Genomic DNA, 24,357 nt, shown 5'->3' with positions numbered 1-24,357 from the left:
CATTGCGAGTCAGCGCCGCTGCGCGACGCTCTCGCCCGGGCTGATCTGCGGTCTGAGCAACCGCGTTTCGGGCGTGTTCGATCCGTTCAGCGCGCGCATCGACAGCTCGACGGCGATGCGCACCATGTCCTCGGTCGGCAGCGGGATCGTCGTGAGCGGTACCTCGCGATGAGCCGCCGCGTCCTGGCCGACGGCGACCACGGAGATGTCCTCGGGCACCTTCCTGCCCCGGTTGCGCAGCTCGGCCAGCACCGTGCCGAGGGCGGCCTCGTTGTGCACGACCAGCCCGGTCAACTCGGGACGTTCGGTGAGCAGGTCCTCGAGGCATTCGCCCACCGCGTCGTAGTCGGGCGCGCACGCGCGCGTCGCGGCGCGCAGTCCGTGCTCGCGAGTCGCGTCGTCGTATCCGCGCAGGAAGCGCTGCGCGAAGCTGGTGCCGCGCTCGTAGACCACCGGTGGCGAACCGATCAGCGCGATGTCCTGGTGGCCGGCTTCGGCCAGCTCGGCCACGCAGCGCCTGGCCGCGGCCGCGAAGTCCAGATCCACGCAGGCCAGACCCCCGGGGTCGTCGGGAACGCCGATCAGCACCGATGGCCGGGAGAGCTCCCGCAGCACCGGTATCCGCGGGTCGTCGGACTCGACCTCCATGACCAGGAAGGCGTCGGCCATCGCCGAGTCGGCCACCCGGCGCAGGCCCGCCGGGCCCTCGTCGCTGGTCAGCAGCAGAACGTCGTAGTCGTGCTCGCGCGCGGCGGTGACCACCGAGGTCACGAACCGCATCATCGCGGGCATGTGGATGTCGGTGCGCAGCGGCATGACCAGTGCCAGCACGTTCGTGCGGCTGCTGGCCAGCGCGCGCGCACCGGCGTGCGGGCGGTAGCCGAGCCGCCGGATGCTGGTCTCCACGCGACGTTGCGTCTCCGCCGAGATCGACCGCTTGCCGGACAGCACGTAGGACACGGTGCTGGCCGAGACCCCGGCATCCTTGGCGACCTCGGAGATCGACACCATGCGTGCCTCCCGCTCCCAGTCGAAGCGCATCGAAAACCAGTTGGCTTGGAAGGCTATGGTCGTTGAGCCGCTGGCGCAAGCGTACTGGTCTATTCGAGCCTTCGGGTCGCGAAAAGTGTTGACGCGGGGGCTATTCGCTCCGCAGAATTCGCAGCCGTCCAGCCGGAAATCCGTCGAAGTGTTCGACGGCGGCTATCGAAACGCTTCGATTGACTCAGTCCCTATTGCAACGAGGCAACAGGAGGACGGTTTGATACCGCAGGCGCGAATCCGAAGACGAACGTGGCTGGCCGCCTCGTTGTGCGGGCTGCTGGCCTCCGGCTGCGCGGCGGCTCCGGACCCGACCGAGCTGACGTTCATGGATTACCACGGCGACGAGCCGATGCGGTCGGCGATGACCGCGCAGCTCGACGACTGCGGTGATCAGATCGGGATGAAGGTGCGGCACTACAGCGTGAGCGGCGACCAGCTGGTGCCCAAAGCGCTGCGCATGGCCTCGTCGAGATCGATGCCGGACGTCCTGATGCTCGACAACCCGGACCTGCCGCAGTTCGCGGACACGCAGGCGCTGCGGTCGCTCAACGACCTGGGCATCAGCGCCGAGGGGATCGCCCCGAACATCGCCGCCACCGGCCGGTACCGCGGCGAGCTCTACGGCATCGCGCCCACGGTCAACACGCTGGCGCTGTACTACAACCGGGACATCCTCGATCAGGCCGGGGTGCGACCACCGAAGACCTGGGACGAACTGCGCGCGGCCGCCCGCGAGCTCACCACCGCCCAGCACCGGGGGATCGGGTTCAGCGCGTACGCCTCCTTCGAGGGCGCCTACCAGTTCCTGGCCTTCCTGTGGCCCAACGGCGGCGACGAACGCGAGCTCGACTCGCCGCAGGCGATCGGCGCGCTGCAGCTGTGGACGGACCTGGTGCGCTCGGGTTCGGCCCCGCAGGCGGTGATGAACTGGGAACAGGGCGACGTGAAGAACCAGTTCACCGCCGGACGGCTCGCGATGATGGTCAACGGGAGCTGGCAGGCCGCCGAGGTCCGCGAGACTCCGGGACTGAACTGGGGAGTCGTTCCGATCCCGGTGCCGCGTCCGGGCGCGCCGCCCGCGACCGCTCTCGGCGGGGAGGTCATGACCATCCCGAAGAGCGAGCCGTGGCGCGAACGCAAGGCCGCCGAGCTGGCGCGCTGCATGAACACCAAGAAGGCCCAGATCGCCGTTGCCCATGCCGCCAACCGCGTGCCCAGCCGGCCGGACGCGGCCGCCGAGCTGCGGCCTGAGGTTCCGGACCTGCGGGTCTTCTACGACACCGCTCCGGCGGCCCGTTCGCGCACCGAGCGCATCGGTACCGGCTGGCCGGACATCGCCCGCGCGCTTTGGACGGCGATCCAATCGGCGATCTCGGGCAACGCCACGCCGGAGGAGGCGCTCGAACGCGCCCAGCAGCACGTCGATTCGGGATCGTGAGGTGGCGTCATGACGGTCCGCGCGCGTTCCCGCCTCGCCAAGTGGGCGTTCTTGCTCCCGGCGATCGTGTACCTCGCCGCGTTCTTCGGCTATCCGCTGATCAACAACGTGGTGATGAGCTTCCAGCACTACACCGCCGCCACGTTCTTCACGGGGGAGGCCCCGTTCGTCGGGTGGGCGAACTGGAGAGCGGTCTTCGCCGACCCGGTCTTCGGTCGAGCTGCGGTCAACACGGTGCTCTTCACCGTCGGGTCGCTGGTCGGGCAGTTCGGCATCGGACTGCTGCTGGCCCTGTACTTCCGCCGCAACTTCCCGCTTTCCCGGTTGCTGCGGTCGCTGCTGCTGCTTCCGTGGCTCGTTCCGCTGGTGGCCGCGGGCATGGTGTGGCGCCAGATCCTCGACCAGGAAGGCGGGGTGCTCAACGAGTTCCTGCACGCCACCGGTCTGATCAGCCAGAACATCCCCTGGTTGAGCAGTCCGCAGGTCGCGCTGCTCTCGGTGGTGCTGGTCAATATCTGGATCGGGATCCCGTTCAACATGGTGATCCTCTACGGCGGTCTGCAGGAGATCCCGAGCGACCTCTACGAGGCGGGGGCCATCGACGGCGCGGGCCGGTGGCGCACCTTCCGCAGCATCACCTGGCCGATGCTGCGTCCCGTGGTGGCCGTGGTCCTGCTGCTCGGCTTCATCGCCACGGTGAAGGTCCTGGACATCATCTTGGTGCTCACCGGGGGCGGCCCGGCCAATTCGACCGAGTCGCTGAGCACCCAGGTCTTCCAGAACTCCTTCATGAACCTCGATTTCGGCCGCGGCGCGGTCGTGGGCAACGTCCTGATGGGCGCCTGCCTGGTCTTCGCGGTGATCTACCTGCGCACCAATCGCAAGGAGGTGAGCTGAATGCGATCGGCGACCTCGACCGCCGTGGGGCTGGGAATCGTGGCCGTGCTGCTGTTCCCGCTGTACTGGATGCTCAACATCGCGCTCCAGCCGGGCAGCGGCCTCGCCGCGTTGAGCGCGGTACCCACCGATGCCGGATTCGGCGGGTTCGTCGCGGCGCTGCGCGACCAGGGCGGCGCGATGCTGACCAGCCTGGTGGTCGCGTTCGGTGCGGCGGCGCTGTGCCTGGCGATCTCCGCACCCGCCGCGTACGCCCTCGGCCGCTTTCGGCTGCCGGGGATGCACTTGGTGCTCTTCGGCGCGCTGGTGGCGCAGATGGTGCCCGACATCGTGGTGGCGAACGCGGTCTACAACGCCTACGTGGATCTGCACCTGGTCAATTCGTACCTGGGGCTGATCCCGGCGGACGCGGCGTTGGGCGTCCCGTTCGTGACGGTGCTGATGCGCGCGTTCATGGCCGGACTGCCCGGCGAGGTGCTCGAGGCCGCGATGGTCGACGGAGCCAACCGCTTTCGCACGTTCATCTCCGTGGTGCTGCCGATGTGCCGCAACGCGCTCATCACCGGCGGTGTCTTCGCATTCCTGTTCGCCTGGAGCGACTTTCTGTTCGCGCTGACGCTGAACACCACCGACGACGTCAAACCGGTCACCTTGGGCATTTACGACTACCTGGGCGTCGACACCACGGATTGGAGCGCGGTGATGGCCACCGCGGTCCTGGCATCGCTGCCGGCGGCGGTTCTGCTGGTCTTCGCCCAGCGGCACATCGTCTCCGGGATCAGCGGAGGGTCAGTCAAATGAGGGAGGGAACATCCATGCGGGTCACGGTGTGGAACGAGAACGTCCACGAGACCACCGAGGACGACGTCGCCGAGCGCTACCCGGACGGTATTCACGGCGCGGTCGCCGCGGCGGTCGCCGAGCACCATCCCGGCGCCCGGGTGCGCACGGCCACCCTGGCCGAGCCCGAGCACGGCCTCAGCGAGGCGGTGCTGGAGGAAACCGACGTGCTCACCTGGTGGGGGCACAAGGCGCACGAGGACGTCGACGACGAGGTGGTCGAGCGCGTGCAGCGGCACGTGCTGTCCGGGATGGGCCTGGTCGTCCTGCACTCCGGGCACCTGTCCAAGATCTTCCGCAAGCTGCTCGGCACCACCTGCAACCTGAACTGGCGCAGCGCCGAGGACCGGGAGGTGGTCTGGACCGTCGACCCGCAACATCCGATCGCCGAGGGTGTTCCACACCCCATCGTGATCGACCGGCAGGAGATGTACGGGGAGTTCTTCGACATCCCGGCACCCGACGAGCTGATCTTCATCAGCTCGTTCACCGGTGGCGAGGTCTTCCGGTCCGGTTGCACCTTCCGCCGCGGGAACGGGCGCATCTTCTTCTTCAGTCCCGGTGACCAGGCGTTCCCGGTCTACCACCATCCGGACGTGCGGCGCGTGATCGCCAACGGGGTGCGCTGGGCCGTGCCGACCGGTGAGCGCCGGAGCCCGGTGCTGCGGAACCGGCCCGCGGGGTGGTTCGAGTGAGCTTCCGGACCATCGCCGACGACGGCCCCCTGCGGCTGGCGGTCGTCGGAGCGGGGCAGATGGGGCGTGCCTGGCTGCAGGCCATCCAGCGGAGCGCACTGGCCGAGGTGCGGTGCGTCGTCGACGCCGACGAAGCGGCGGCGCGCGCGGCCGCTCCGGATGGCGTTGTCACCGGCACCTCCCTGACCGAGGTCGCGCGGGGGTGCGCGGTCGATGCCGTGGTGGACGTGACCGCGCCGGTGGCACATCTGCCGGTCACGCTGGAGGCCTTGGAACTCGGCCTGCCGGTGCTCGGCGAGAAGCCGCTGGCCGCGACGCTGCCCGAGGCCGTGAAGCTGGTCCGGGCCGCGGAGGACGCGGGCGAACTGTTCATGGTCAGCCAGAACCGCCGCTTCCATCCCGGCCTCTGGCGACTCAAGCGGATGGCGGCCGGGCTGGGTCGGGTGGGCATCCTGACCCACGAGTTCTTCAAGGCGCCGCACTTCGGCGGGTTCCGCGAGGAGATGGATCACCCGTTGGTGCTGGACATGGCCATCCACAACTTCGACGCGGCGCGATTCGTGCTCGATGCCGACCCGATCGCGGTGTACTGCGAGGAGTTCAACCCGTCTTGGAGCTGGTACGCGGGCGACGCCGCGACCACCGCGGTGTTCGAGATGACCGGGGGAATCCGCTTCATCTACACCGGATCCTGGTGCAGTCCGGGGCTGGAGACCTCCTGGAACAGCAACTGGCGGGTGTCGGCCGAGCACGGTACCGCTACCTGGGACGGCGGGGGAGAACCCGAGACCGAAGTGCTCCGGGAGGGTGCGGAGCCCGCGGGCACCGCTGCTTATCCTGGCGATGATCTGCAGGGATCGCTCGCCGAGTTCGTCAACGCGCTGCGGACCGGAGATACGCCGATGGGCGAGTGCCACGACAACCTGCGCAGCCTCGCGATGGTGCACGCGGCCATCGCCTCCGCCGAGAGCCGCACGAGGGTGCGCGTCGAGGAGGTGCTGCGAGACGCCGGGGCCTGACGGGAGTCCGTTGTGGACCGTGGTGCGGGGTGCTCGGGGGCGGCGGTTAGCATTTCGCGGGTGACCGCATTCGACGAACTCGAGCACCTGGACACCTCGGTCCTCCCGGAGCGCCAGCAGCGCATCCTGGTGGTGATCCGGGACTTCGTGGTCAAGTACGGCTACGCGCCGAGCAGCCGCGAGATCGGCGACGCCGTCGGGCTGCGCTCCTCGTCGTCGGTGTCGCGCCACCTCGCCGCGCTCGAGGAGAAGGGGTTCCTGCGCCGCAGCAACACCTTGTCCAAGCCCATCGACGTGCGCCTGTTCCTGCAGGAACCGCAGCAGGAGGCCCGCGAGTCGTCGGTCCCGGTTCCGGTGGTCGGCGACATCGCCGCCGGTGCGCCCATCGCTGCCGAGGAGCACGTCGACGACGTGCTCACCCTGCCGCGCGAGCTCACCGGGCGGGGCAACGTCTTCGGCCTGCGGGTGCGCGGCGACTCCATGGTCGACGCCGCCATCTGCGATGGCGACATCGTGGTGGTCCGCCAGCAGTCCGAGGCCCATTCCGGGCAGATCGTCGCCGCGATGATCGACGAGGAGGCCACCGTCAAGGTCTACCGCCGTCGCAACGGCCACGTGTTCCTCGAGCCCCGCAACCCCGATTACGAGGTCATCGACGGCGACGAAGCCGCCGTCCTCGGAACGGTGGTCTCGGTCCTGCGCAACGTCTGAGGTCGCGGACAGCCCGGCGCGCAGGACAGCCCGGCGCTTGGGAGGTAGTTCAGCCTGGGGCTTGCATGGCGGTGCCGGTGGCGGGTTCTGACCCGCCGTGTGGCTGCGGGATCCGCTTCTTGAGCAGCCGTCTTACCCGGCGTCGCGGTAGTCCTCGCCGCACGACGCGGCGGAACCCGCCGCGGTGCGAGTTGAGTCCCGCACCGCGTTTGGCTCCGCCGCATCCTGCAAGGACCCCTTAGTAGATATCCAGTTCGGGAGTTGCGTGGCGGAATCTCCGATGCCGCCGGTCTGGGGGATCCGCGACTCGAGCAGCGACCTGCGCGGCGCTGCGGCTGTCCTCGCCCGGCGGCGTCCGAGAACCCGCCGGGGCGCGGGCTGAGTCCCCGCACCGCAGCGGCTCGGCCGCGTCCGGCAAGGACCCGTTAGTCGCGCAGCGCCGCGATCAGCCACTCGAAGGCCGGGACCCGCGCGGGCGCTCCCGGCCAGCCGTTGAGCACGCCGAGCAGCTGCCAGTAGCGCTCGACCCGCTCGTCGGTGAAGGTCGCGAGCTCGTCGGCCAGCTCGGCGCGCCGCGCGGCCCGCGTATCCGGAGCGATGATCCGATGCAGGACCTCCCGCCCTTCGGCCGATCGCGGGTCGATGCCGGCCGCCATCGCGGCGGGCACGTTGTCGAAGACCAGCTGCGGGTCGACGGAAGGCCCTCCGCCGCCTCGCGCACCGGCCACGGCCATCTCGCGCACCCGATCGCGGAATCCGGTGTCGCCGACCAGGTCGGCCAGCTCCACCCACGCCTCGACCTGCTCGGCGCTCGGGTCGTCGGGCAACTGCGCCGGCATCGTCCGCATGGCCTCGGCGATCTCCGAGCCCGGTGCCGCCTCCTCGACGCCCTCGAAGGTCTCGCGGACGAAGTCGTCGATGATGCGCTGCCGCTCGTCGGCGGACATGCGCGCCACGTCGTTCATCAATCTCAGCTCCTCTGTCGTGCTTCCACGTCGAGCGACCCACCGCAGCACCGCCCTGCGCACCTGCAGGGTGCGGATCTCGGTGTCGAGGGCCTCCAAGTGCGCCTCGGCGACGTCCTGCACCGTGTCCCGGCTGGTCAGCACCCGACGCACCGCGTCGAGGTCGAGTCCCAGCTCGCGCAACGTCCGGACGAGCTCGACGCGGGCCACGGACGCGGAGTCGTAGAGCCGGTAGCCCCCGGCCGATCTCCCGGCGGGCGCGATGACCTCGCTGTCCGACCAGAAGCGGATGGTGCGCACCGCCAGCCCGGTTCGCCGGGACAGCTCGCCGATGCTGAACAGTTCGGTCCGATCGCTCACGTCGACCACGATCAACCCTCCAGCGGGTGGAGACTCAACTCCATTCTTGCGGGGAGTGCGGGGCATCACCCGGCGTCTTCCACGCAAGCCGCAGCTACCGCGCTCGATACCCTGATCCCTACGGAAGGATGTAACAATAGGGAAGTTTACGGAAGGATGCGTGGTGCTGTTCGCGGTCGTACTGAGAGGATTGGACGCCGGAAGAGCCGGGCCGTACTTGGGCCACCTGGTCACGGTCTTCGCCGAGTTCGAACCGCGCACGAAGCCACTGCCGGTGTTCACCGCCGCACAGCTGCGCGGACTTCGGATTCCGGTGCTGGTCATCGCCGGCGAGAAGGACGTCATGTTCGACACCGCCGAGACCGTGCGACGGTTGCCGCGTCGGTTCCGCAGGCCTCGGTGCGCGTGCTGCCCGGTGTCGGGCGCTCGGTCACCGGGCGGGCCGAGGACGTGGTGTCCTTCCTGCGCTCCTGAGCAGTAATCTCGTCACCGATGGAGCTCTTCCCGCGTCCGCGCGCCGAGATCGCGCCCGGAGCGGTGCACGTGCCCGGCTGGTTGTCGCCGGAGTGGCAGCGGCGGCTGGTGCGGGAATGCCGCGAGTGGGCCGAACCGCCTGCCGGGCTGCGCGCCGCCCGGCTGCCCAGTGGTGCGCGGATGTCGGTGCGCACCGTCTGCCTCGGCTGGCACTGGTACCCGTACCGCTACTCGAGAACCGTGGACGACGGCGACGGCTCACCGGTGAAACCGCTGCCGTCCTGGCTCGCCGAGCTCGGGCGGCAGGCCGTTTCCGACGCCTACGCCGATCCCGCTGCGGGCGAGGCGTACCGCCCGGACGTCGCGCTGGTCAACTTCTACGACTCGGACGCCCGGATGGGCATGCACCAGGATCGCGACGAGGTCAGCAGGGCGCCGGTCGTCTCGCTGAGCCTGGGCGACGAGTGCGTCTTCCGCCTCGGCAACACCGAGACCCGGAACAGGCCGTGGCACGACGTCGAGCTGGCTTCCGGTGACCTGTTCGTCTTCGGCGGCCGGTCCCGGATGGCCTACCACGGGGTGCCGAGAACCTGGCCCGGCACCGCCGATCCGGCGATCGGGCTGGCCGCGGGCAGGCTCAACATCACGCTGCGGGAGTCCGGTATGGACTGAACCCGGTCCACTGTGGAGGCCGTAGCTCGCACGCCGGAGCGAAGGGCCACCACCTGCCGGGTGATCATATGGCAATGATTCCCATTGTCCACTTCAGTTTTGATCTTGGTCTGGTGAACCGGTGTGGGCGACCGCCTCGCTCATCGCGATGCTCGAGGACGCCACCTGGGAGGTCGTGGCGCCGAACGTGCCCGAGGGGTTCGCGATGCTGGGGCGCGGTGGGACCTACGAGCACACCGCGCCGACGCTGCCCGGCCAGCAGGTTCGGATCGAGGTGGAGCGGGGGCAGCATCCCGTGAGCGGGCGGCCGACCTGGACGGCGCGCGCCGTCAACGTGGACACCGGTGAGCAGGCCGGGGTGCTGCGCCACGAGGTCGCGGTCGTCGATCGCGATCGCTTCTACCGGCGGCTCGGCCGCTGATCGAGGGGGAGCCTGGTGCGGCCTGCTCGCGCACGGCTACGAGCGGGTCCTCCAGCGTCGCCCCCGCGCTTCCCGCGCGGCGAAGCGGGGTGATGTGGGTCTCCACCCCTTGCGCGGTTCGCGTTCGGCCGCCGAGCATTCCGGAAAACAATCAGGAAACCTGATTAATGGGAGGCCCGGATGCCCGCGCACAACGAAAGCTCCTGGGGAGACAGCGTCCTCGTCGAGTTCGACGAGGGCATCGCCTGGGTGACGCTGAACCGCCCGGACAAGCGCAACGCGATGAACCCGGCGCTCAACGACGAGATGGTGCGCACCCTCGACGCCCTCGAGGCCGACCCGCGCTGCAAGGTCCTGGTGCTCACCGGGGCGGGGGAGTCGTTCTCGGCGGGCATGGATCTCAAGGAGTACTTCCGCGAGGTCGACGAGTCGCACGACCCATCGCTGCAGACCCGGGTGCGCCGCGCCAGCGCCGAGTGGCAGTGGAAGCGGCTGGCGAACTGGTCCAAGCCGACCATCGCGATGGTCAACGGCTGGTGCTTCGGCGGTGCGTTCACCCCGCTGGTGGCCTGCGACCTGGCGATCTCCGACGAGCGGGCGCAGTACGGGCTCTCCGAGATCAATTGGGGCATCCCGCCCGGGGGCGTGGTCAGCCGGGCGCTGGCCGCCACCGTCAGCCAGCGCGACGCGCTGTACTTCATCATGACCGGCGAGACCTTCGACGGTCGTCGCGCCGCCGAGATGCGGCTGGTCAACGAGGCGGTTCCGGCCGAACGGCTGCGTGAGCGCACCCGCGAGCTGGCGGCCAAGCTCGCCGCCACGAACCCGGAGGTGCTGCGCGCGGCGAAGGTCGGCTACAAGGTGGCCCAGGAGATGCCGTGGGAGCAGGCCGAGGACTACCTCTACGCGAAGTTCGAGCAGGCCCAGTTCCTGGACACCGAGCAGGCCAGGCGCCGCGGGATGCAGCAGTTCCTGGACGAGAAGTCGTTCCGCCCGGGCTTGTCGTCCTACACCCGCGACTGATGCTCGGGGATGCGCGATGATGGTGGCGTGTCTGATGCCCCGCTGACGTTGTACCTGGTCAAACGACTGGAGCTGGTGATCCGGGCGAGGATGGACGAGGCGCTGCGCTCGTTCGGCCTGACCGCGACGCAGTTCACCGCGCTCACCGTGCTGCGCAGGCGAGCGGGGCTCTCGTCGGCGCAGCTGGCCCGCCGCTCGTTCGTCACCCCGCAGACGATGAACGAGATGGTGCGCTGGCTGGAGCAACGCGGGCACATCGAACGCCACCGCGATCCGGCGAACCGCCGGGTGCTGCTGATCAGCCTCACCGACTCCGGCCGCTACCTGCTGCAACGCTGCGATCCGGTGGTCGCCGAGATCGAGGCCGAGCTGCTCGGCGCGATTCCCGAGTCCGAGCAGGCGGTTTTCCGCCAGGGGCTGGAGGCCGCGCACGACGCGCTCAGCGGGCGGGGGTAGGCGAGGCTGCTCGTGTGAAGATGGCGCGGTGAGCACAGCGCAGCCCCGAGTCGAGGACTTCCCGGCCACCAAGGTCTACGCGACTCGGTGGGCCGACAACGACATGTACGGCCACCTGAACAACGCGGTGTACTACCAGCTGTTCGACACCATGATCAACGGTTGGCTGGCCGCCAACGCCGCGGTGGAACCGACGGCGGGCGAGGTGGTCAACGTCGTCGCCGAGTCCGGGTGCCGGTTCTTCGCCGAGGTCGGGTTCCCGTCCGACGTCACGCTCGGGCTGCGGGTGGCGCGGCTGGGCAGCAGCAGCGTCACCTACGCGCTGGGCCTGTTCGGTGCGGACGGGATCTGCGCGGCGGAGGGCAAGTGGGTGCACGTCTACGTCGACGCCGAAACCCGCCGCCCGACACCCGTTCCGGACTCCGTCCGCGAGGCGCTGGAAACCCTGGTGCGGGACTGAGCCGTCCGCGGTCCCGCCACCCGCACCGCAAACCGACGCATCTCCGGAGGCAGCCGGCGGATACCGCCGGCTGCCTCCGGAGTCCTCCGGCGCCGCAGCGCAAACCCCGGTCGCAGCAGCAGCCCTCAGAGACTGCCCTTGTCGCTGTGGCCGTGGGGCAGCGCGTTCATGACCGTCACGTTCGGCGGCTCCTGGAGCAGGCCCTGGGCCTTGGCGTTGAGCCGTTTGATCGGCTCGGCGCGCTGGTGGACCTCCAGCGCCTGCTGGGAGTCCCACTTCTCGATGAGCGCGAGCTTGCCGTCACCCGCGTCGTGCAGCGCGTAGTACTGGCATCCCGGTTCGCCGTGCACGTCCGGGATGACCGAGGCCAGCACCTCGACCAGTTCGTCCTGCTTGCCCTCGATCGGGGTGAAGAAGGCGGTGACGACCACTTCTCGCGGCATCGTTGTTCCTTCCGAGCGGATGCGGCTGCGTCCGCCAGTCAAGCACAGGCCCGGACGCAGCCGCGCCGAGAAGTCAGTGCAGCGTCTTCAGCACGTCCTTGGTGAACGGCACCAGCTCCTGCTGGCGGTCGTTGAGCACCTTGTCGGCCCACTGCGGGTCGGCCAGCAGAGCGCGGCCGACGGCCACCAGGTCGAACTCGTCGTTCTCGAACCGCTCGAGCAGTCGCTCGATGCTCTGCACGCCAGCGCCCGAGCCCATGCCGGCCGCCGGGTCGAAGGCCAGGTCCAGGCCGACCGAGCCGACGGTGATGACCGGCTTGCCGGTGACCTTCTTGGTCCAGCCCGCGATGTTGAGCTCCGGGTCGGCCTCCGGGAACTCGGCCTCCCAGTAGCGACGGCCCGAGGCGTGGAAGGAGTCCACACCGGCCTCGGCCAGCGGGGACAGCAGCGCCTCCAGCTCCTCGGGCCCCTCGGCCAGCTTGGCGTCGTAGTTGTCGGCCTTCCACTGGGAGAACCGCAGCACCACCGGGAAGTCCGCGGCGACGCGCTCGCGGACGGCGCGCACGACGTCGGCGGCGAACTTGGTGCGCTCCACCGCGTTACCGCCGTAGGCGTCGGTACGGCGGTTGGTGCGCTCCCACAGGAACTGGTCGATCAGGTAGCCGTGCGCACCGTGCAGCTCGACGCCGTCGAACCCGATCCGCTCGGCCTGCGCGGCGGCCTCGGCGAATGCGTGGATGACGTCGTCGACATCGCCCAGGGTCATCGGTGCACCGGCACCGGGCGTGCCGTCCAGCCCCACGCCGGACGGGCCGATGGTCGGGGCGTCCGGGTAGGCGCCGGATCCGGCCGGGCGCTGGATGCCCACGTGCCAGATCTGCGGCATGATCTTGCCGCCTTCGGCGTGCACCGCCTCCACGGCGCGAGACCAGCCCGCGAGCTGCTGTTCACCGTGGAAGCGCGGGATGTCGGGGCTGAACCCGGCGGGCGGGTGATCGATGAGCGTGCCCTCGGTGATGATCAGGCCGGTGCCCGCGGCCGCGCGGCGGCCGTAGTAGGCGGCGACGTCCTCGCCGGGGATGCCACCGGGGGACATCATGCGGGTCATGGGAGCCATGACGATCCGGTTCGGCAGCGTGATGTTGCCGAGCTCGAACGGGCGGGCCAATGCCTGCGAAGCGCGGGTGGTCACCTCGTGGGTCTCCTGTCGTGCGGTCCAGGTGCGCCCCGGACATTAAAGTGTGCATGACAAACGTACAGATATCGGTTGAGGAAGTGCAACTGTGTCTGTTGCTATTATGAGTGGGCTGGCTTGCTACACTGCGCGCCGTCCTGGGAGGGGGTGGAGAAACGTGCTGGATATCCGGTTCTGCCGTGCGTTGCAGGTCATGATCCGGTTGGCGATGGCCGCCGAGGGCGAATCGCCCGTGCTCAGCTCCACCCGGTTCGCCGAGGAACTCGGCACCAATCCCAGCCTGGTGCGCAAGCTCCTCGTGCCGCTGACGGCCGGCGGCCTGGTGGTCAGCACCAAGGGGCGCGGCGGTGGGGCACGCCTGGCTCGCCCGCCCGAGGAGATCACCCTCGCCGAGATCTACCGCTGCGCGGTCGGGGACAAGCCGCTGTGGGCCTCGCCCGACTGCGAGCACGTCTGCGAGACCACCGCCAACGCCACCCGCTACTTCGCAGGTCTCACCGCCGAAGCCGAACAGGCCGTGCTGGCCTCGCTCGGCGACCGCACGCTGGCCGACAGCGTCCGGGAGTTCCGCTCGATCGACGCCGACTCCGCCGATTCCGGTTTCTCCGCGCGGTGAGCGGCTGACGGGCGCTCCGCCGAATGGCGGCGCCGGTGGCGCGTTCAAGATCGAATGCTGCCGTCCCGTGGTCGTGCTGCGGGAGGTGCGGGTTGGCGATGTTCACCGGCGAACGGTTCACCGCCGTGACCAGCTGAACCCTCGTGCTGCTGCCGATGATGGCGATCGAAGGTGATACCGCGCTCCAGCCGCAGGACTAGGGCGAGCCCTCCCGGCCCGGCAGCCCGGCGTCGAAGGTCCCGCGCGAACCGGGTGTCAACGGACGGTTGCCCGAGGACGGGGCGCTGAGCCCCGGGTTCTACGACGACCTGGAACGAGGAGGCCTCGAGCGCTCGGCCGGGCGGCTCGGACAGGTGCCGGAGGGAACGCTGGGGATTCCCGGCATCGCGCTGGCCGCCTATCAGCTTGCGGCTAACTCGCTCGCGGCCCCCGACCCGGGATGCGGGCTGCACTGGTCGGTGCTGGCGGGCATCGGGCGGATCGAGTCCAACCACGCCCGGGGGTCAGGTCGACGGCTCGGGGCGGACGTTCTCGCCGATCCTGGGCCCGCGGCTCGACGGCGGCCCGGGCATCGCGGCCATCCCCGACACCGAGAACGGCCTGCTGGACGGCGACGCGGTGTGGGATCGCGCGGTCGGGCCGATGCAGTTCATCCCGAGCACTTGGCGCGACTACGCCTCGAGCCGGGCCGATCCGCACAACGTCTTCGACGCGTCGCTGGTATCCGGTCGCTATCTGTGCGCCGGCGGCGCGAACCTGCGCGATCGCGCGCGGCTGGCGGCCGCGGTCTTCCGCTACAACCCGTCCGAGGCGTACGCGAGCGCCGTGCTGGCGTGGGCCGATCGCTACGCGCGCGGCGTGTGCCGACCGAAGGGCTGCCGCCGGGAAGTCCGGATCCGGGAGGTTCGCTGCTCGACGTGCCACCCGGGACCCCGCTGAACGCGGCGGGACCGGCACCGGCCGGCCCGGGCGCACCGCCGCGCCCACCCACACCTGCACCGGCGCCGGTGCCCGCACCGGCGCCCGCACCCGCGCAGCCTCCTCCGCCGCAGCAGCCCGCCCCGGCGCCGCCACCACCTGCGGAGCCACCGTCCTCGTCGCGGTCGACGCCTCCGCCGTCGCCATCCGAGCCGCCGTCGTCGTCGGAACCTCCGCCCGAATCGACGTCCTCGCCGAGCGAACCGCCGCCGACCTCCACCGGGGAGAGCCCGGATTCCACCACCGAGCCCACCACGACGTCGAGGACGTGGGAAGTGGTGGTGACTCGGCCGCGCGCGGGTCGTTGTGCATCGAGGGAGACGCGACTTCGAAGGAGACGGCTCAGTGGATGTCGATGAATACTTGGAGCACGACGGCCTCGGGCTTGCGGAGCTCATCGCCGGCGGCGAGGTCACCGCGGCCGAGGCGCTGGCCGCGGCCCGGGCACGCGCCCGCGAGGTGAACCCGCAGCTCAACGCCATCGTCAGCCACCTCGACGAGCACGCCGATCAGCGCGCCGCGCAATCCCTGTCCGGCCCGTTCGCGGGCGTACCGTTCCTGCTCAAAGACCTGCACCAGCACCTGGCCGGGTTCCCGACCTCGAACGGGTGCCGGGCGTTCGAGGGCAGGCCCGTCCAGCGGACCAGCACCGTGGTGCAGCGCTGGCTGGACGCTGGGCTGGTGATCTTCGGCAAGACCAACACGCCCGCGTTCGGCGTCAAAGGCGTCACCGAGTCCGATCTCCTCGGCGCGGCCCGCAACCCGTGGAATCTCGAGCGAACTCCCGGCGGCTCCTCCGGCGGGAGCGCGGCGGCCGTGGCGGCAGGCATCGTGCCCGCGGCCGCGGCCAGCGACGGTGGCGGCTCGATCCGGATCCCCGCGGCCTGCACCGGGCTGGTCGGTCTCAAACCCGGACGCGGACTCGTGCCGTCCGGGCCGGGCGACAGCGAGCCGCTCGGCGGCCTGGCCACCAACGGCGTGATCTCCCGGACGGTCCGCGACACCGCGGCCCTGCTCGACGCCATCATCGGCGACGAGCCCGAGAGCCCCTACGCCGCCGCCGGACCCGACTCGCTGCTCGGTGGCCTCGACGTGCCGCCCGGCCGGTTGCGCATCGGCTACACCACGCGCTGCGCGTTGCGCCCGGACCCGCACCCGGAAGCGGTCCGCGCGGTCGAGCGCAGCGCCGAGCTGCTCACCGAACTCGGCCACCAGGTCGAAGAGGTCGCACCACCGCACGACGACCGGCAGCTCGGCCGGGATTTCCTGACCATCTGGATGGTCGGCCAGGCCATCGAGGTGGCCCGCGCCAAGCACGAGACCGGTGCCGGGGACGAGGGCTTCGAGCTGGAAACCCTGCTGCTCGCGGCGCTGGGAAGGTCCATCGGCGGGGTCGAGCTGCAGTCCGCGCAGGAGCGCCGCGGCGAGCACACCGCCGCGCTGGCCGCCTTCCACGAGACCTACGACCTGCTGCTGACCCCGACCTTGTCCGAGCCGCCGATCCGCGTCGGTGCGCTGGACATGCTCGCCGCGCAGCAGGCCGGGGGCAGGCTGGCCCTCCGCACCGGCACGACGAAGCTGCTCAAGCACCTCGGCGTGGTGGATCAGGTCGTCGAACGCAACCTCGCGTGGGTGCCGTTCACCCAGCTCGCCAACCTCACCGGCCGGCCCGCGATCAGCCTCCCGCTCTACCGAACGGCAGATGACCTCCCGCTCGGCGTGCAGTTCGTCGGTCCGCTGCGCGGCGAGTCGCTGCTGCTGCGCTTGGCCGCGCAGCTGGAGCGGGCCGCGCCGTGGCGAGGGCTGTCCGGGGGCTTGCGGGGCACGACGTCCTCGTCGGCCTGATCGTTCGGTCGAAGTTGCCTTCCGCCCGGGTCAGGCCGCGACGCGGTCGGGCTTGGGCTGGAAGGGCTTCATCAGGAACCGGTGCGCGGGCTTCTCGACGACCTTGGTCAGGGCCCAGCCCAGCAACGTGCCGACGAGCAGCATGCCGAGCACCTGGAACCCGGGGCCGAAGCCGTGGTCCTGCAGCTTGCGCATCACGACGTAGCCGACCGCCTGGTGCATCAGGAACACGCCGTAGGAGATGCCCGCGAACCAGGTCACGGCGCGCTGGGCGCGCAGCGGGATGACGCGGTCCCAGTCCGGGCCGCGCGCCACGACGGCGAGCACGCAGATGCCGATCCAGACCGCGATCGTGGATCCCCAGTCCGCGACCAGGCCGTCCGGGGTGTTGGCGTAGTTGTGGAACGCCTGCGCGGTCATGCACGCCACCAGCAGCCCGGCGAAGTGGCCGTCGCCGATGCGCCGGGTGGACCACATCCAGATGGCCACGCCTGCGATGAACAGGTGCCATCTGTGCAGTCCGAACCCGTCGACGAGCATCCGGTAGGTCTCGGGCGGGGTGTCCACGCGGATCGGCCACTGCAGCAGCGGCAGCAGCACGGCCGTCCACATCACGGCGATCATCCGCTTGCCGTGCCCCCAGCGGCTCGCGTACAGCAGGCTCGCCGCCGTGAAGCCCATCAGCTGCAGCGGCACGGTCCAGTGCGAGCCGTCGATGAACCAGTAGTCCTGCGGTTTCCAGTGCCACAGCATCAGCAGGTTCGCCCGCAGATCGCGGAGCTCCGGGTAGAACCAGCCGTCGATCGGGAACAGCCGCAGCAGCAGGAAGATCACCACGACCGCGGCCAGGAACGACGGCAGCAGCCGGGCGACACGTCCCCACCAGTACTTCAGCATCGAGCCGCGCCCGATGGTCACGCAGGCGAAGTAGGCCGATACCACCAGCAGCATGCTGGCTCCGACCTGGAACGGGAAGGTGAGGGGCCGCGGATCGAACTCCGGGTGCAGCCAGGTGCTCAAACTGGTCGAGTGGTAGAGCATCACCAGCACCACGCAGCCTGCGCGTACCAGGTCCCAGCTGATCTTCCGACGACTGCTCGCCACTTGCGTTCGTCCTCCGTGCCCAAAGTCCCCACGGCGGCGTGCGCACGAACGACACCGTCCGCAGGGCAGCAGAAGGCCGGACGTGCGTCCGGCCCCCCGAAACCAGGCGCGCGTCCGGCGCCCTCGCGCCATCCTCACCCGAACGGAGGACGTATCGCATCGGTGGCAGCACCCATTTCGATCTGGGGTCGGCCCCTAGATCGCGGGGGCGGGTCTTCCGGGCGGTCGGGGCGCAGCGATAGTTGTCCCGACGACGTGCGGAGGAGGCTGATAAGCGGTGTCGCTGTTCTGGCGCATCTTCTTGCTCAACGCGGCGGTGTTCGTGGCCGCGGCTGCGGTGTTGATGCTCAGCCCGGCCACCATCTCGGCCCCGGTCTCCTCGGCGGAGGTCGTGGTCGTGCTGGTCGGGCTGATGGCGATGCTGGTGGCCAACCTGGTGCTGCTGCGCATCGGCTTTCGGCCGCTCGGCAGGCTCATCCGGGCGATGACCTCGGTGGACCTGCTCCGGCCGGGCGCCTCCCGGCCCGCGGTCAGCGGGCACGGCGAGGTCGCCGCGCTGATCTCCGCGTTCAACGCGATGCTCGACCGCCTGGAGACCGAACGCGCCACGAGCAACGCCCGCGCGCTGTCGGCGCAGGAGGCCGAGCGCCGCCGGATCGCGCGCGAGCTGCATGACGAGGTCGGCCAGAGCCTCACCGCAGTTCTGCTGGAGCTCAAGCACGTCGCCGACGAGGCCCCGGGGGCGGTGGCCACCTCGCTGCACCAGGTGCAGGAGATCACCCGCGACAGCCTCGACGAGATCAGCCGCATCGCGCGGCGGTTGCGGCCCGGTGTCCTCGAGGAGCTCGGCCTGGCCAGCGCGTTGAAGTCGCTGACCGTCGAGGCCCGCGATCACGCCGGACTGGCCGCGCGATGCCGCGTCGACGGCGAACTCCCCGGGCTGGACGACTCGGCCGAGCTGGTGATCTACCGGGTGGCGCAGGAGAGCATCACCAACGCCACCCGGCACTCCGGCGCAGTCCACCTCGACGTGCTGCTGCGCAGCGACGAGCACGGAATCCGCCTGCGCGTCCGCGACGACGGTCGCGGTATCGGCGAGGCACCCGAGGGCGCCGGCATCCGCGGCATGCGCGAACGCGCGTTGCTGGTGGGCGCCGAGCTGACCATCGGCGATGCTCCGGACGGCGGCACCGAAGTTCTCCTCCACCTGCCGAACAGGAGCGCCTGAACCCATGTCCGAGACCCGGATCCTGCTGGCCGACGACCACGCGCTGGTCCGTCGCGGCGTGCGGATGATCCTCGACAACGAGCCGGACCTGACCGTGGTCGCCGAGGCGGGCGACGGCGCCGAGGTCATCGACATCGCCACCGAGGACCCGCCGGACCTGGCGATCCTGGACATCGCCATGCCGCGGCTGACCGGCCTGCAGGCGGCTCGACAGCTGTCCCAGCGGCTGCCGCAGCTGCGGATCCTGATCCTGACCATGTACGACAACGAGGAGTACCTGTTCGAAGCGCTCAAGGCGGGCGCCTCGGGATACGTCCTCAAGTCGGTGGCCGACCGCGATCTCGTGGAGGCCTGCCGGGCGGCGATGCGCGGTGAGCCGTTCCTGTACCCGGCGGCGGTGACGGCCTTGATCCGCAGCTACGTCGACCGGGCGACCCAGGGCGAGCTCCCGGACAAGGCGATCACCGACCGCGAGGAGGAGATCCTCAAGCTGGTCGCCGAGGGCAACTCCTCCAAGGACATCGCGGACCTGCTGTTCATCAGCGTCAAGACCGTCGAGCGCCACCGCGCGAACCTGATGACCAAGCTCGGCATGCGCGACCGACTCGAGCTCACCCGCTACGCCATTCGCGCCGGGCTCATCGAGCCCTGACCGCCCGTGCGCGCGATCGGGCGCGGGACACGTCCTGTTCGCTCAGCGACACCCGGGTTCGCCCGGGGAACGAGGCGGCGGATGGATTCGAGCGCGGTCCGAGGGCTCGCCGGGAGGGTGCTTTCCACTGGTCAACCGCGCCGCGGCGAGCGCGCCGGTGGTGCGCGCCCGGTGGCTTCGGCAGCGGTTCGGTGCGCTTCGAGGCCTTGCCCCGTTCCTTCTCGCGATTAGTGTCGTTCGCGACGTCGGAATTCCGGTGCGGAATATTTCCCGGCAGCGCGCGGCCGATTTTCGAGCGATTCGAGGAAAGGGACATGTTGAAAGACGTTCAGGTCGAGAGCGCGAACGAATTATTCGAGGTTCGCGAGCAGGAATTCGGTGACGACCCGATCGCGGTGCGGCAGAGCGACCACTACGCCCAGGAGTACGTCGGCGGCATCGTCGACAAGTGGGACGATCTGATCGACTGGCCGCGGCGTGCCGAAGGCGAGGGTCGGTTCTTCGTCGATCAGCTCAAGTCCCGCGGTGCGCGCCGAGTTCTCGACGCCGCGACCGGTACCGGATTTCACTCGGTGCAGCTGCTGGAAGCCGGTTTCGAGACCGTAAGCGTCGACGGCAGCCCGCAGATGCTGGCCAAGGCCTTCCGCAACGGCCTGGAGAACGGCGGTCACCTCCTCCGCGTGGTCAACGCCGACTGGCGCATGCTCAACCGCGACGTGCACGGCGAGTTCGACGCGGTGATCTGCCTGGGCAATTCGTTCACCCACCTGTTCTCCGAGCTCGACCGGCGCAAGGCGCTCGCCGAGTTCTACGCGATGCTCAAGCACGACGGGGTGCTGATCCTCGACCAGCGCAACTACGACGCGCTGCTCGACGGCAAGGCCACCGGCAAGAGCACGTACTACTACTGCGGCGAAGAGGTCAACGCGGTTCCCGACCACGTCGACGACGGGCTGGCCCGCTACAAGTACACCTTCGACGACGGCGGCGAGTACTTCCTGAACATGTACCCGCTGCGGCGCGATTACGTGCGCGGTCTGCTGCACGAGGTCGGCTTCCAGCGCATCGACACCTACGGCGACTTCCAGGAGACCGCCACCGAGCACGAGCCCGACTTCTACATCCACGTCGCGGAGAAGCGCTACGTCGAGGAACCCGGTGACTGAGCGCTCGCGCGCTCGGCGATCCGATCGGGCCAGGCGCGCGTGATCAAGGGGCGGCAACCGACGTGACCGCCCGCTCCGTCCGAGACCGCGGCGCCGGTGTGCTCACCGGTGCCGCGGTCTCAGCTGCAGGTCAGCCTCGATCCGGGCAGCCGTCTCCGCCAGCAGCGGCACGATCTCCCGGCGCACCCCGTCCTCGGTGGAGGAGCGCACGTCCAGCGACACGTTGGCCGCCGCGCACACCCGGCCGTCCGCGTCGTGCACCGGCACCGCCACGCCGCGCAGTCCTTCCTCGAGCTCGTCGTCGGCGATCACATAGCCCTGCTTGCGGATCTGGGCCAGCTCGGCCAGCAGTTCCCTGCGGGTGGTCACCGTGTGCTGGGTGAGAGCGGGCAGTTCCGCCGTGCGCAACCCCGCTTCCAGTCGCTCCGGGGCGACCGCGGCGAGCAGCACCTTGCCCATCGACGTGGCGTGCGCGGGCAACCGAGTGCCGACCGGGATCTCCACTCCGAGCAGCTTCGGGCTGGGGACCTGCGCCACGTAGCGGATCTCGGTGTCCTCGAGCACGGCCAGGGCCGTCATCTCGCGCAGCTCCGAGGTCAGCTGCCGCAGGTGCGGCTCGGCGATCTGCGGCAACGATCGGCTGGACAGGTAGGCGTGCCCGAACTCCAGCACCTGCGGGGTCAGCGCGAAGCGGCGCTGCTCGTGCCGCACGTAGCCGAGGTCGACCAGCGCGAGCAGGATTCGCCGCGCGCCCGCCCGGTCGAGCCCGCTGGCCTGCGCCACCTCGGTCAGCGTCAGCTCCGCCCGCTCGGCGGAGAACGCCCGCAGCACCGCCAGGGTCCGCTCCACCGAACGCACTCGACACTCCCCACGTAGGTTCTCGTGAACAGCGATCTTAGGAGGTATCTGGTTTGAGATTTGCGTGGCGGTGCCGGGAGCGGACCTGACGCGCCGCGTGGCTGCGGGATCCGCTCCTCGAGTAGCCACCGCGGCGTCACGGCTGTCCTCGCCACACGACGCGTCAGAACCCGCGGTGGTGCCGGTCGAGTCCCGCACTTGAGACGGCGGCTGCCGCCGCAAACCGCATGGACCTCTTGTGCCCGTTCAAGACCCGTGCGGGGCCCGTTCGGGCGGCGGTTTTGTCGGGTGGGGGAGTCGTGCGCCAGCGCGGACGCCCGCAGCGCGGGGCGTCCGCACCGATCACCGCTGGGATGACGCCCGCTCCGCCGCCAGCCTCGGGATCACGCCGCCCGCCACCACCGACTCGACCTGGTCGTTGGACAGTGCGTGCCGCGCGCGGAACCGGAAACCGCGGGTCTCGTCGCGGACGTCCAGCTCGGTTCCGGAGCGCAACGCCTCCGGCAGGTTCTCCAGCACGAGCACGTCGTCGCGCTCGATCGCGTCGTAGTCCGCCGGATCGGCGAAGGTCAGCGCGACGATGCCGAAGTTCGCCAGGTTCTGCCAGTGGATCCGCGCGAACGACTTGGCGATGACCACCCGCAGCCCCAGGTAGCGCGGGGCGATCGCGGCGTGCTCCCGCGAGGAGCCCTGCCCGTAGTTCTCGCCGCCGACCACGACGTGCGGTTCGCGGGCGCGCTGCGGGTAGTGCTGGTCGAGCCGCGTGAAGCTGAATTCCGCGAGCTTCGGGATGTTCGAGCGGTACGGCAGCGCTCGAGCCCCGGCGGGGGAGATCTCATCGGTCGACACGTCATCACCGGTCTTGAGCAGCACGGGTGCCTCGATCCTCGTCGGCAGCGGATCGAGCTCGGGCAACGCCGAGATGTTCGAGCCCTTGACGGGCTCGATCTGGCGCGCCCGCTCGGCTGCTTCCGGGGGCACCAGCATCGCGGTGTTGATCGAGGCCTGCGCCGGCAGATCCGGCTTCGGGTACGCCCGGTCGGACTCGCGCGGGTCCGTGATCACGCCCGTCAGCGCGGACGCGGTCGCGGTCTCCGGCGAGCACAACCACACCGAGTCCTCCGGCGTACCGGATCGGCCTGGGAAGTTGCGCGGGAACGTGCGCAGCGAGTTCGTTCCCGATGCAGGCGCCTGCCCCATGCCGATGCAGCCCATGCAGCCGGACTGGTGGATCCGCGCGCCCGCGGCGATCAGGTCGAACGTCGCCCCCATCTTGGTCAGGTCCGACAGGATCTCCCGCGAGGTCGGGTTCACGTCGAAGCTCACCGTGTGCGCGCTGTGCCGGTCGTGGACCATCGCGGCGGCGATCGCGAAGTCCCGCAGCCCCGGGTTGGCCGACGAGCCGATGACGGCCTGCCCGATCGGCTCACCCGCGACCTCGCGCACCGGCACCACCTTGTCCGGCGCTGACGGCTTCGCGATCAGCGGCTCCAGAGCGGACAGGTCGATCTCGTCGGTGACGTCGTACTCCGCCTCCGGATCCGCCTGCCACTCCTCGAAATCGTGCTCGCGGCCTTCGGCGCGCAGGAATCCGCGCACCGCGTCGTCGGCGGGGAAGACGGTCGTCGTCGCACCGAGTTCGGCACCCATGTTCGCGATGACGTGCCGGTCCATCGCCGACAGGTCAGCCAGGCCCGGCCCGTGGTACTCGATGATCCGGTTGACGCCGCCGGAGACGCCGTGGCGGCGCAGCATCTCCAGGATCACGTCCTTGGCCGAGACCCACTCCGGGAGCTCGCCGGTCAGCCGCACGCCCCAGATCTGCGGCATCCGGATCCGCAGCGGCTCGCCCGCGATCGCCAGCGCGACCTCCAGTCCGCCGACCCCGATCGCCAGCATCCCCAGCGAGCCGGCCGCGCAGGTGTGCGAGTCGGAGCCGACCATCGCCTTGCCCGGGATGCCGAAGCGCTGCATGTGCGTCGGGTGCGAGACCCCGTTGCCGGGCTTGGAGAACCAGATGCCGTAGCGCTGACACGCGGTGCGCAGGTACTCGTGGTCCTCCGCGTTGCGCTCGTCGGCCTGCAGCAGGTTGTGGTCGACGTACTGCACGCTGCACTCGGTGCGCGCCTGGTCCAGCTGGAGGGACTCGAGCTCCTGCATCACCAGCGTTCCGGTCGCGTCCTGCGTGAGCGTCTGCTCGATCGACAACCCGATGGGCTCTCCCACCGACATCTCGCCCTCGACGAGGTGCGAAGCGATGAGCTTGTGCGCCAGATTCCGCGCCATGGACGCCTCCTTATCGCATACCGCCAGCCCACCGGGCTACCCCTGCACCCGATCACCCAAACACGCGCTCACCGGAACCATCGCGAAGGCACGGCGTCGGCGAGCAAGCCGTACCCCTTCGGGTTGAGGTGCAGGTGATCTCCGTCGTCGGCGGCGGGGGCCAGGCGATCCGGTGCCGAGGGGTCGCGGACGGCGGCGTCGAAGTCGGTCACGCCATCGAACCGGCCGTGGGTGCGGCGCCAGCGGAGGTGCGACAGTTTTGCCTAAAACTGTCCGGACAAACGCACGCAACAGTTTCAGGCAAAACTGTCACCGGCCAGCGTCGAGCGCGCCGTCGCTCATCTCGTCGAACAGCACGCGGGCGCCTTCCCGCCCTGGCTCTCACCCACTCAGCTGGTGGTTCTGCCGGTCTCCGGCGAGCAAACGGCTGCCGCGATCGACTTCGTCGAGAGCTGCGCGGCGACCTCATCGCCCGCATCGAGGCCCTCGCCGCCAACCACTCCACGTCCCT

Annotated in this window: 25 protein-coding genes; 17 read left to right on the top strand and 8 right to left on the bottom strand. The window is 70.0% G+C overall.

Annotation, left to right across the window (positions count from 1 at the left end):
- Positions 1-9 precede the first annotated feature (9 nt).
- A complete protein-coding gene (locus tag ABD289_RS10495) occupies positions 10-1,041 on the bottom strand; it encodes a LacI family DNA-binding transcriptional regulator (protein WP_344129388.1) in 1,032 nt (343 codons plus the stop codon).
- A 220-nt stretch (positions 1,042-1,261) separates the two neighbouring features.
- On the opposite strand from ABD289_RS10495, the gene ABD289_RS10490 reads away from it, so the two are divergent.
- From ABD289_RS10490 to lexA, 6 genes are read left to right on the top strand one after another with little or no spacing between them, the layout of a single operon-like run.
- Entirely contained in the window at positions 1,262-2,482 is a 1,221-nt protein-coding gene (locus ABD289_RS10490; protein WP_344129385.1) for an ABC transporter substrate-binding protein, read from the top strand.
- 9 nt (positions 2,483-2,491) lie between these two features.
- Complete coding sequence (locus ABD289_RS10485) at positions 2,492-3,379, top strand: carbohydrate ABC transporter permease (RefSeq protein ID WP_344129382.1); 888 nt, start codon at positions 2,492-2,494, stop codon at positions 3,377-3,379.
- Positions 3,380-4,180: a carbohydrate ABC transporter permease gene (locus ABD289_RS10480; protein WP_344129379.1), complete on the top strand. Its 801-nt coding sequence runs from the start codon at positions 3,380-3,382 to the stop codon at positions 4,178-4,180.
- Between the two features lie 14 nt (positions 4,181-4,194).
- On the top strand, positions 4,195-4,914 hold the full coding sequence (locus ABD289_RS10475) for a ThuA domain-containing protein (protein WP_344129376.1): 720 nt from the start codon (positions 4,195-4,197) through the stop codon (positions 4,912-4,914).
- The gene (locus tag ABD289_RS10470) at positions 4,911-5,933 is read left to right on the top strand and encodes a Gfo/Idh/MocA family protein (protein ID WP_344129373.1); all 1,023 of its coding nucleotides are present in this window, start codon (positions 4,911-4,913) and stop codon (positions 5,931-5,933) included. Before ABD289_RS10475 ends, ABD289_RS10470 begins: the two co-directional genes overlap by 4 nt.
- Positions 5,934-5,993: 60 nt before the next feature.
- The gene (gene lexA, locus ABD289_RS10465; protein WP_344129370.1) at positions 5,994-6,644 is read left to right on the top strand and encodes a transcriptional repressor LexA; all 651 of its coding nucleotides are present in this window, start codon (positions 5,994-5,996) and stop codon (positions 6,642-6,644) included.
- Between the two features lie 425 nt (positions 6,645-7,069).
- Here lexA and ABD289_RS10460 read toward each other — a convergent pair whose 3' ends face one another.
- Positions 7,070-7,969 (bottom strand): MerR family transcriptional regulator, encoded by a 900-nt coding sequence (locus ABD289_RS10460; RefSeq protein WP_344129367.1) that lies wholly within the window; start codon positions 7,967-7,969, stop codon positions 7,070-7,072.
- A gap of 492 nt (positions 7,970-8,461) precedes the next feature.
- On the opposite strand from ABD289_RS10460, the gene ABD289_RS10455 reads away from it, so the two are divergent.
- The 5 genes from ABD289_RS10455 (at position 8,462) to ABD289_RS10435 (ending at position 11,475) form a co-directional block, all read left to right on the top strand.
- Positions 8,462-9,115 (top strand): alpha-ketoglutarate-dependent dioxygenase AlkB family protein, encoded by a 654-nt coding sequence (locus ABD289_RS10455; protein WP_344129364.1) that lies wholly within the window; start codon positions 8,462-8,464, stop codon positions 9,113-9,115.
- Between the two features lie 121 nt (positions 9,116-9,236).
- A complete protein-coding gene (locus ABD289_RS10450) occupies positions 9,237-9,536 on the top strand; it encodes a thioesterase, FlK family (RefSeq protein WP_344129361.1) in 300 nt (99 codons plus the stop codon).
- Positions 9,537-9,716: 180 nt separating this feature from the next.
- Complete coding sequence (locus tag ABD289_RS10445) at positions 9,717-10,559, top strand: p-hydroxycinnamoyl CoA hydratase/lyase (protein ID WP_344129358.1); 843 nt, start codon at positions 9,717-9,719, stop codon at positions 10,557-10,559.
- Between the two features lie 9 nt (positions 10,560-10,568).
- The gene (locus ABD289_RS10440; protein WP_425564642.1) at positions 10,569-11,015 is read left to right on the top strand and encodes a MarR family winged helix-turn-helix transcriptional regulator; all 447 of its coding nucleotides are present in this window, start codon (positions 10,569-10,571) and stop codon (positions 11,013-11,015) included.
- Between the two features lie 28 nt (positions 11,016-11,043).
- Positions 11,044-11,475, top strand: a complete 432-nt coding sequence (locus ABD289_RS10435; RefSeq protein WP_344129351.1) for an acyl-CoA thioesterase — start codon at positions 11,044-11,046, stop codon at positions 11,473-11,475.
- A 125-nt stretch (positions 11,476-11,600) separates the two neighbouring features.
- Here the strand turns inward: ABD289_RS10435 and ABD289_RS10430 are convergent, their stop codons facing one another.
- On the bottom strand, positions 11,601-11,918 hold the full coding sequence (locus ABD289_RS10430; RefSeq protein WP_344129348.1) for a putative quinol monooxygenase: 318 nt from the start codon (positions 11,916-11,918) through the stop codon (positions 11,601-11,603).
- 73 nt (positions 11,919-11,991) lie between these two features.
- Positions 11,992-13,110: an NADH:flavin oxidoreductase gene (locus tag ABD289_RS10425; protein ID WP_344129345.1), complete on the bottom strand. Its 1,119-nt coding sequence runs from the start codon at positions 13,108-13,110 to the stop codon at positions 11,992-11,994.
- A gap of 160 nt (positions 13,111-13,270) precedes the next feature.
- Here ABD289_RS10425 and ABD289_RS10420 point away from each other — a divergent pair, with 160 nt between their 5' ends.
- From ABD289_RS10420 to ABD289_RS10410, 3 genes are all read left to right on the top strand, one after another.
- Positions 13,271-13,729: an RrF2 family transcriptional regulator gene (locus ABD289_RS10420; RefSeq protein WP_344129341.1), complete on the top strand. Its 459-nt coding sequence runs from the start codon at positions 13,271-13,273 to the stop codon at positions 13,727-13,729.
- Positions 13,730-14,134: 405 nt separating this feature from the next.
- Complete coding sequence (locus ABD289_RS10415; RefSeq protein WP_344129338.1) at positions 14,135-14,668, top strand: lytic transglycosylase domain-containing protein; 534 nt, start codon at positions 14,135-14,137, stop codon at positions 14,666-14,668.
- A 384-nt stretch (positions 14,669-15,052) separates the two neighbouring features.
- A complete protein-coding gene (locus ABD289_RS10410) occupies positions 15,053-16,552 on the top strand; it encodes an amidase (protein ID WP_344129335.1) in 1,500 nt (499 codons plus the stop codon).
- A 30-nt stretch (positions 16,553-16,582) separates the two neighbouring features.
- On the opposite strand, the gene ABD289_RS10405 is transcribed toward ABD289_RS10410, so the two are convergent.
- A complete protein-coding gene (locus ABD289_RS10405) occupies positions 16,583-17,656 on the bottom strand; it encodes an acyltransferase family protein (protein ID WP_344129332.1) in 1,074 nt (357 codons plus the stop codon).
- Positions 17,657-17,933: 277 nt separating this feature from the next.
- Here ABD289_RS10405 and ABD289_RS10400 point away from each other — a divergent pair, with 277 nt between their 5' ends.
- From ABD289_RS10400 to ABD289_RS10390, 3 genes are all read left to right on the top strand, one after another.
- Entirely contained in the window at positions 17,934-18,884 is a 951-nt protein-coding gene (locus tag ABD289_RS10400) for a sensor histidine kinase (protein ID WP_344129329.1), read from the top strand.
- 4 nt (positions 18,885-18,888) lie between these two features.
- Entirely contained in the window at positions 18,889-19,536 is a 648-nt protein-coding gene (locus ABD289_RS10395; RefSeq protein WP_344129326.1) for a response regulator, read from the top strand.
- Between the two features lie 314 nt (positions 19,537-19,850).
- Positions 19,851-20,702 carry a glycine/sarcosine N-methyltransferase gene (locus ABD289_RS10390; RefSeq protein ID WP_344129323.1) on the top strand — a complete coding sequence of 284 codons (852 nt, stop codon included), beginning with the start codon at positions 19,851-19,853 and terminating at the stop codon, positions 20,700-20,702.
- Between the two features lie 102 nt (positions 20,703-20,804).
- On the opposite strand, the gene ABD289_RS10385 is transcribed toward ABD289_RS10390, so the two are convergent.
- The 3 genes from ABD289_RS10385 to ABD289_RS10375 form a co-directional block, all read right to left on the bottom strand.
- Positions 20,805-21,560: an IclR family transcriptional regulator domain-containing protein gene (locus ABD289_RS10385; protein WP_344129320.1), complete on the bottom strand. Its 756-nt coding sequence runs from the start codon at positions 21,558-21,560 to the stop codon at positions 20,805-20,807.
- A 342-nt stretch (positions 21,561-21,902) separates the two neighbouring features.
- Positions 21,903-23,846 (bottom strand): aconitate hydratase, encoded by a 1,944-nt coding sequence (locus ABD289_RS10380; protein ID WP_344129317.1) that lies wholly within the window; start codon positions 23,844-23,846, stop codon positions 21,903-21,905.
- A gap of 68 nt (positions 23,847-23,914) precedes the next feature.
- Positions 23,915-24,058, bottom strand: coding sequence for an SGNH/GDSL hydrolase family protein (locus ABD289_RS10375; RefSeq protein WP_344129314.1), 144 nt, complete (start codon positions 24,056-24,058; stop codon positions 23,915-23,917).
- Positions 24,059-24,357 lie beyond the last annotated feature (299 nt).

Source organism: Saccharopolyspora halophila, assembly GCF_039531955.1.
Classification (GTDB): Bacteria; Actinomycetota; Actinomycetes; order Mycobacteriales; family Pseudonocardiaceae; genus Saccharopolyspora; species Saccharopolyspora halophila.
The sequence above is the reverse complement of the archived record's forward strand: the minus strand, read 5'-3'. Positions and strand labels throughout refer to the sequence as shown.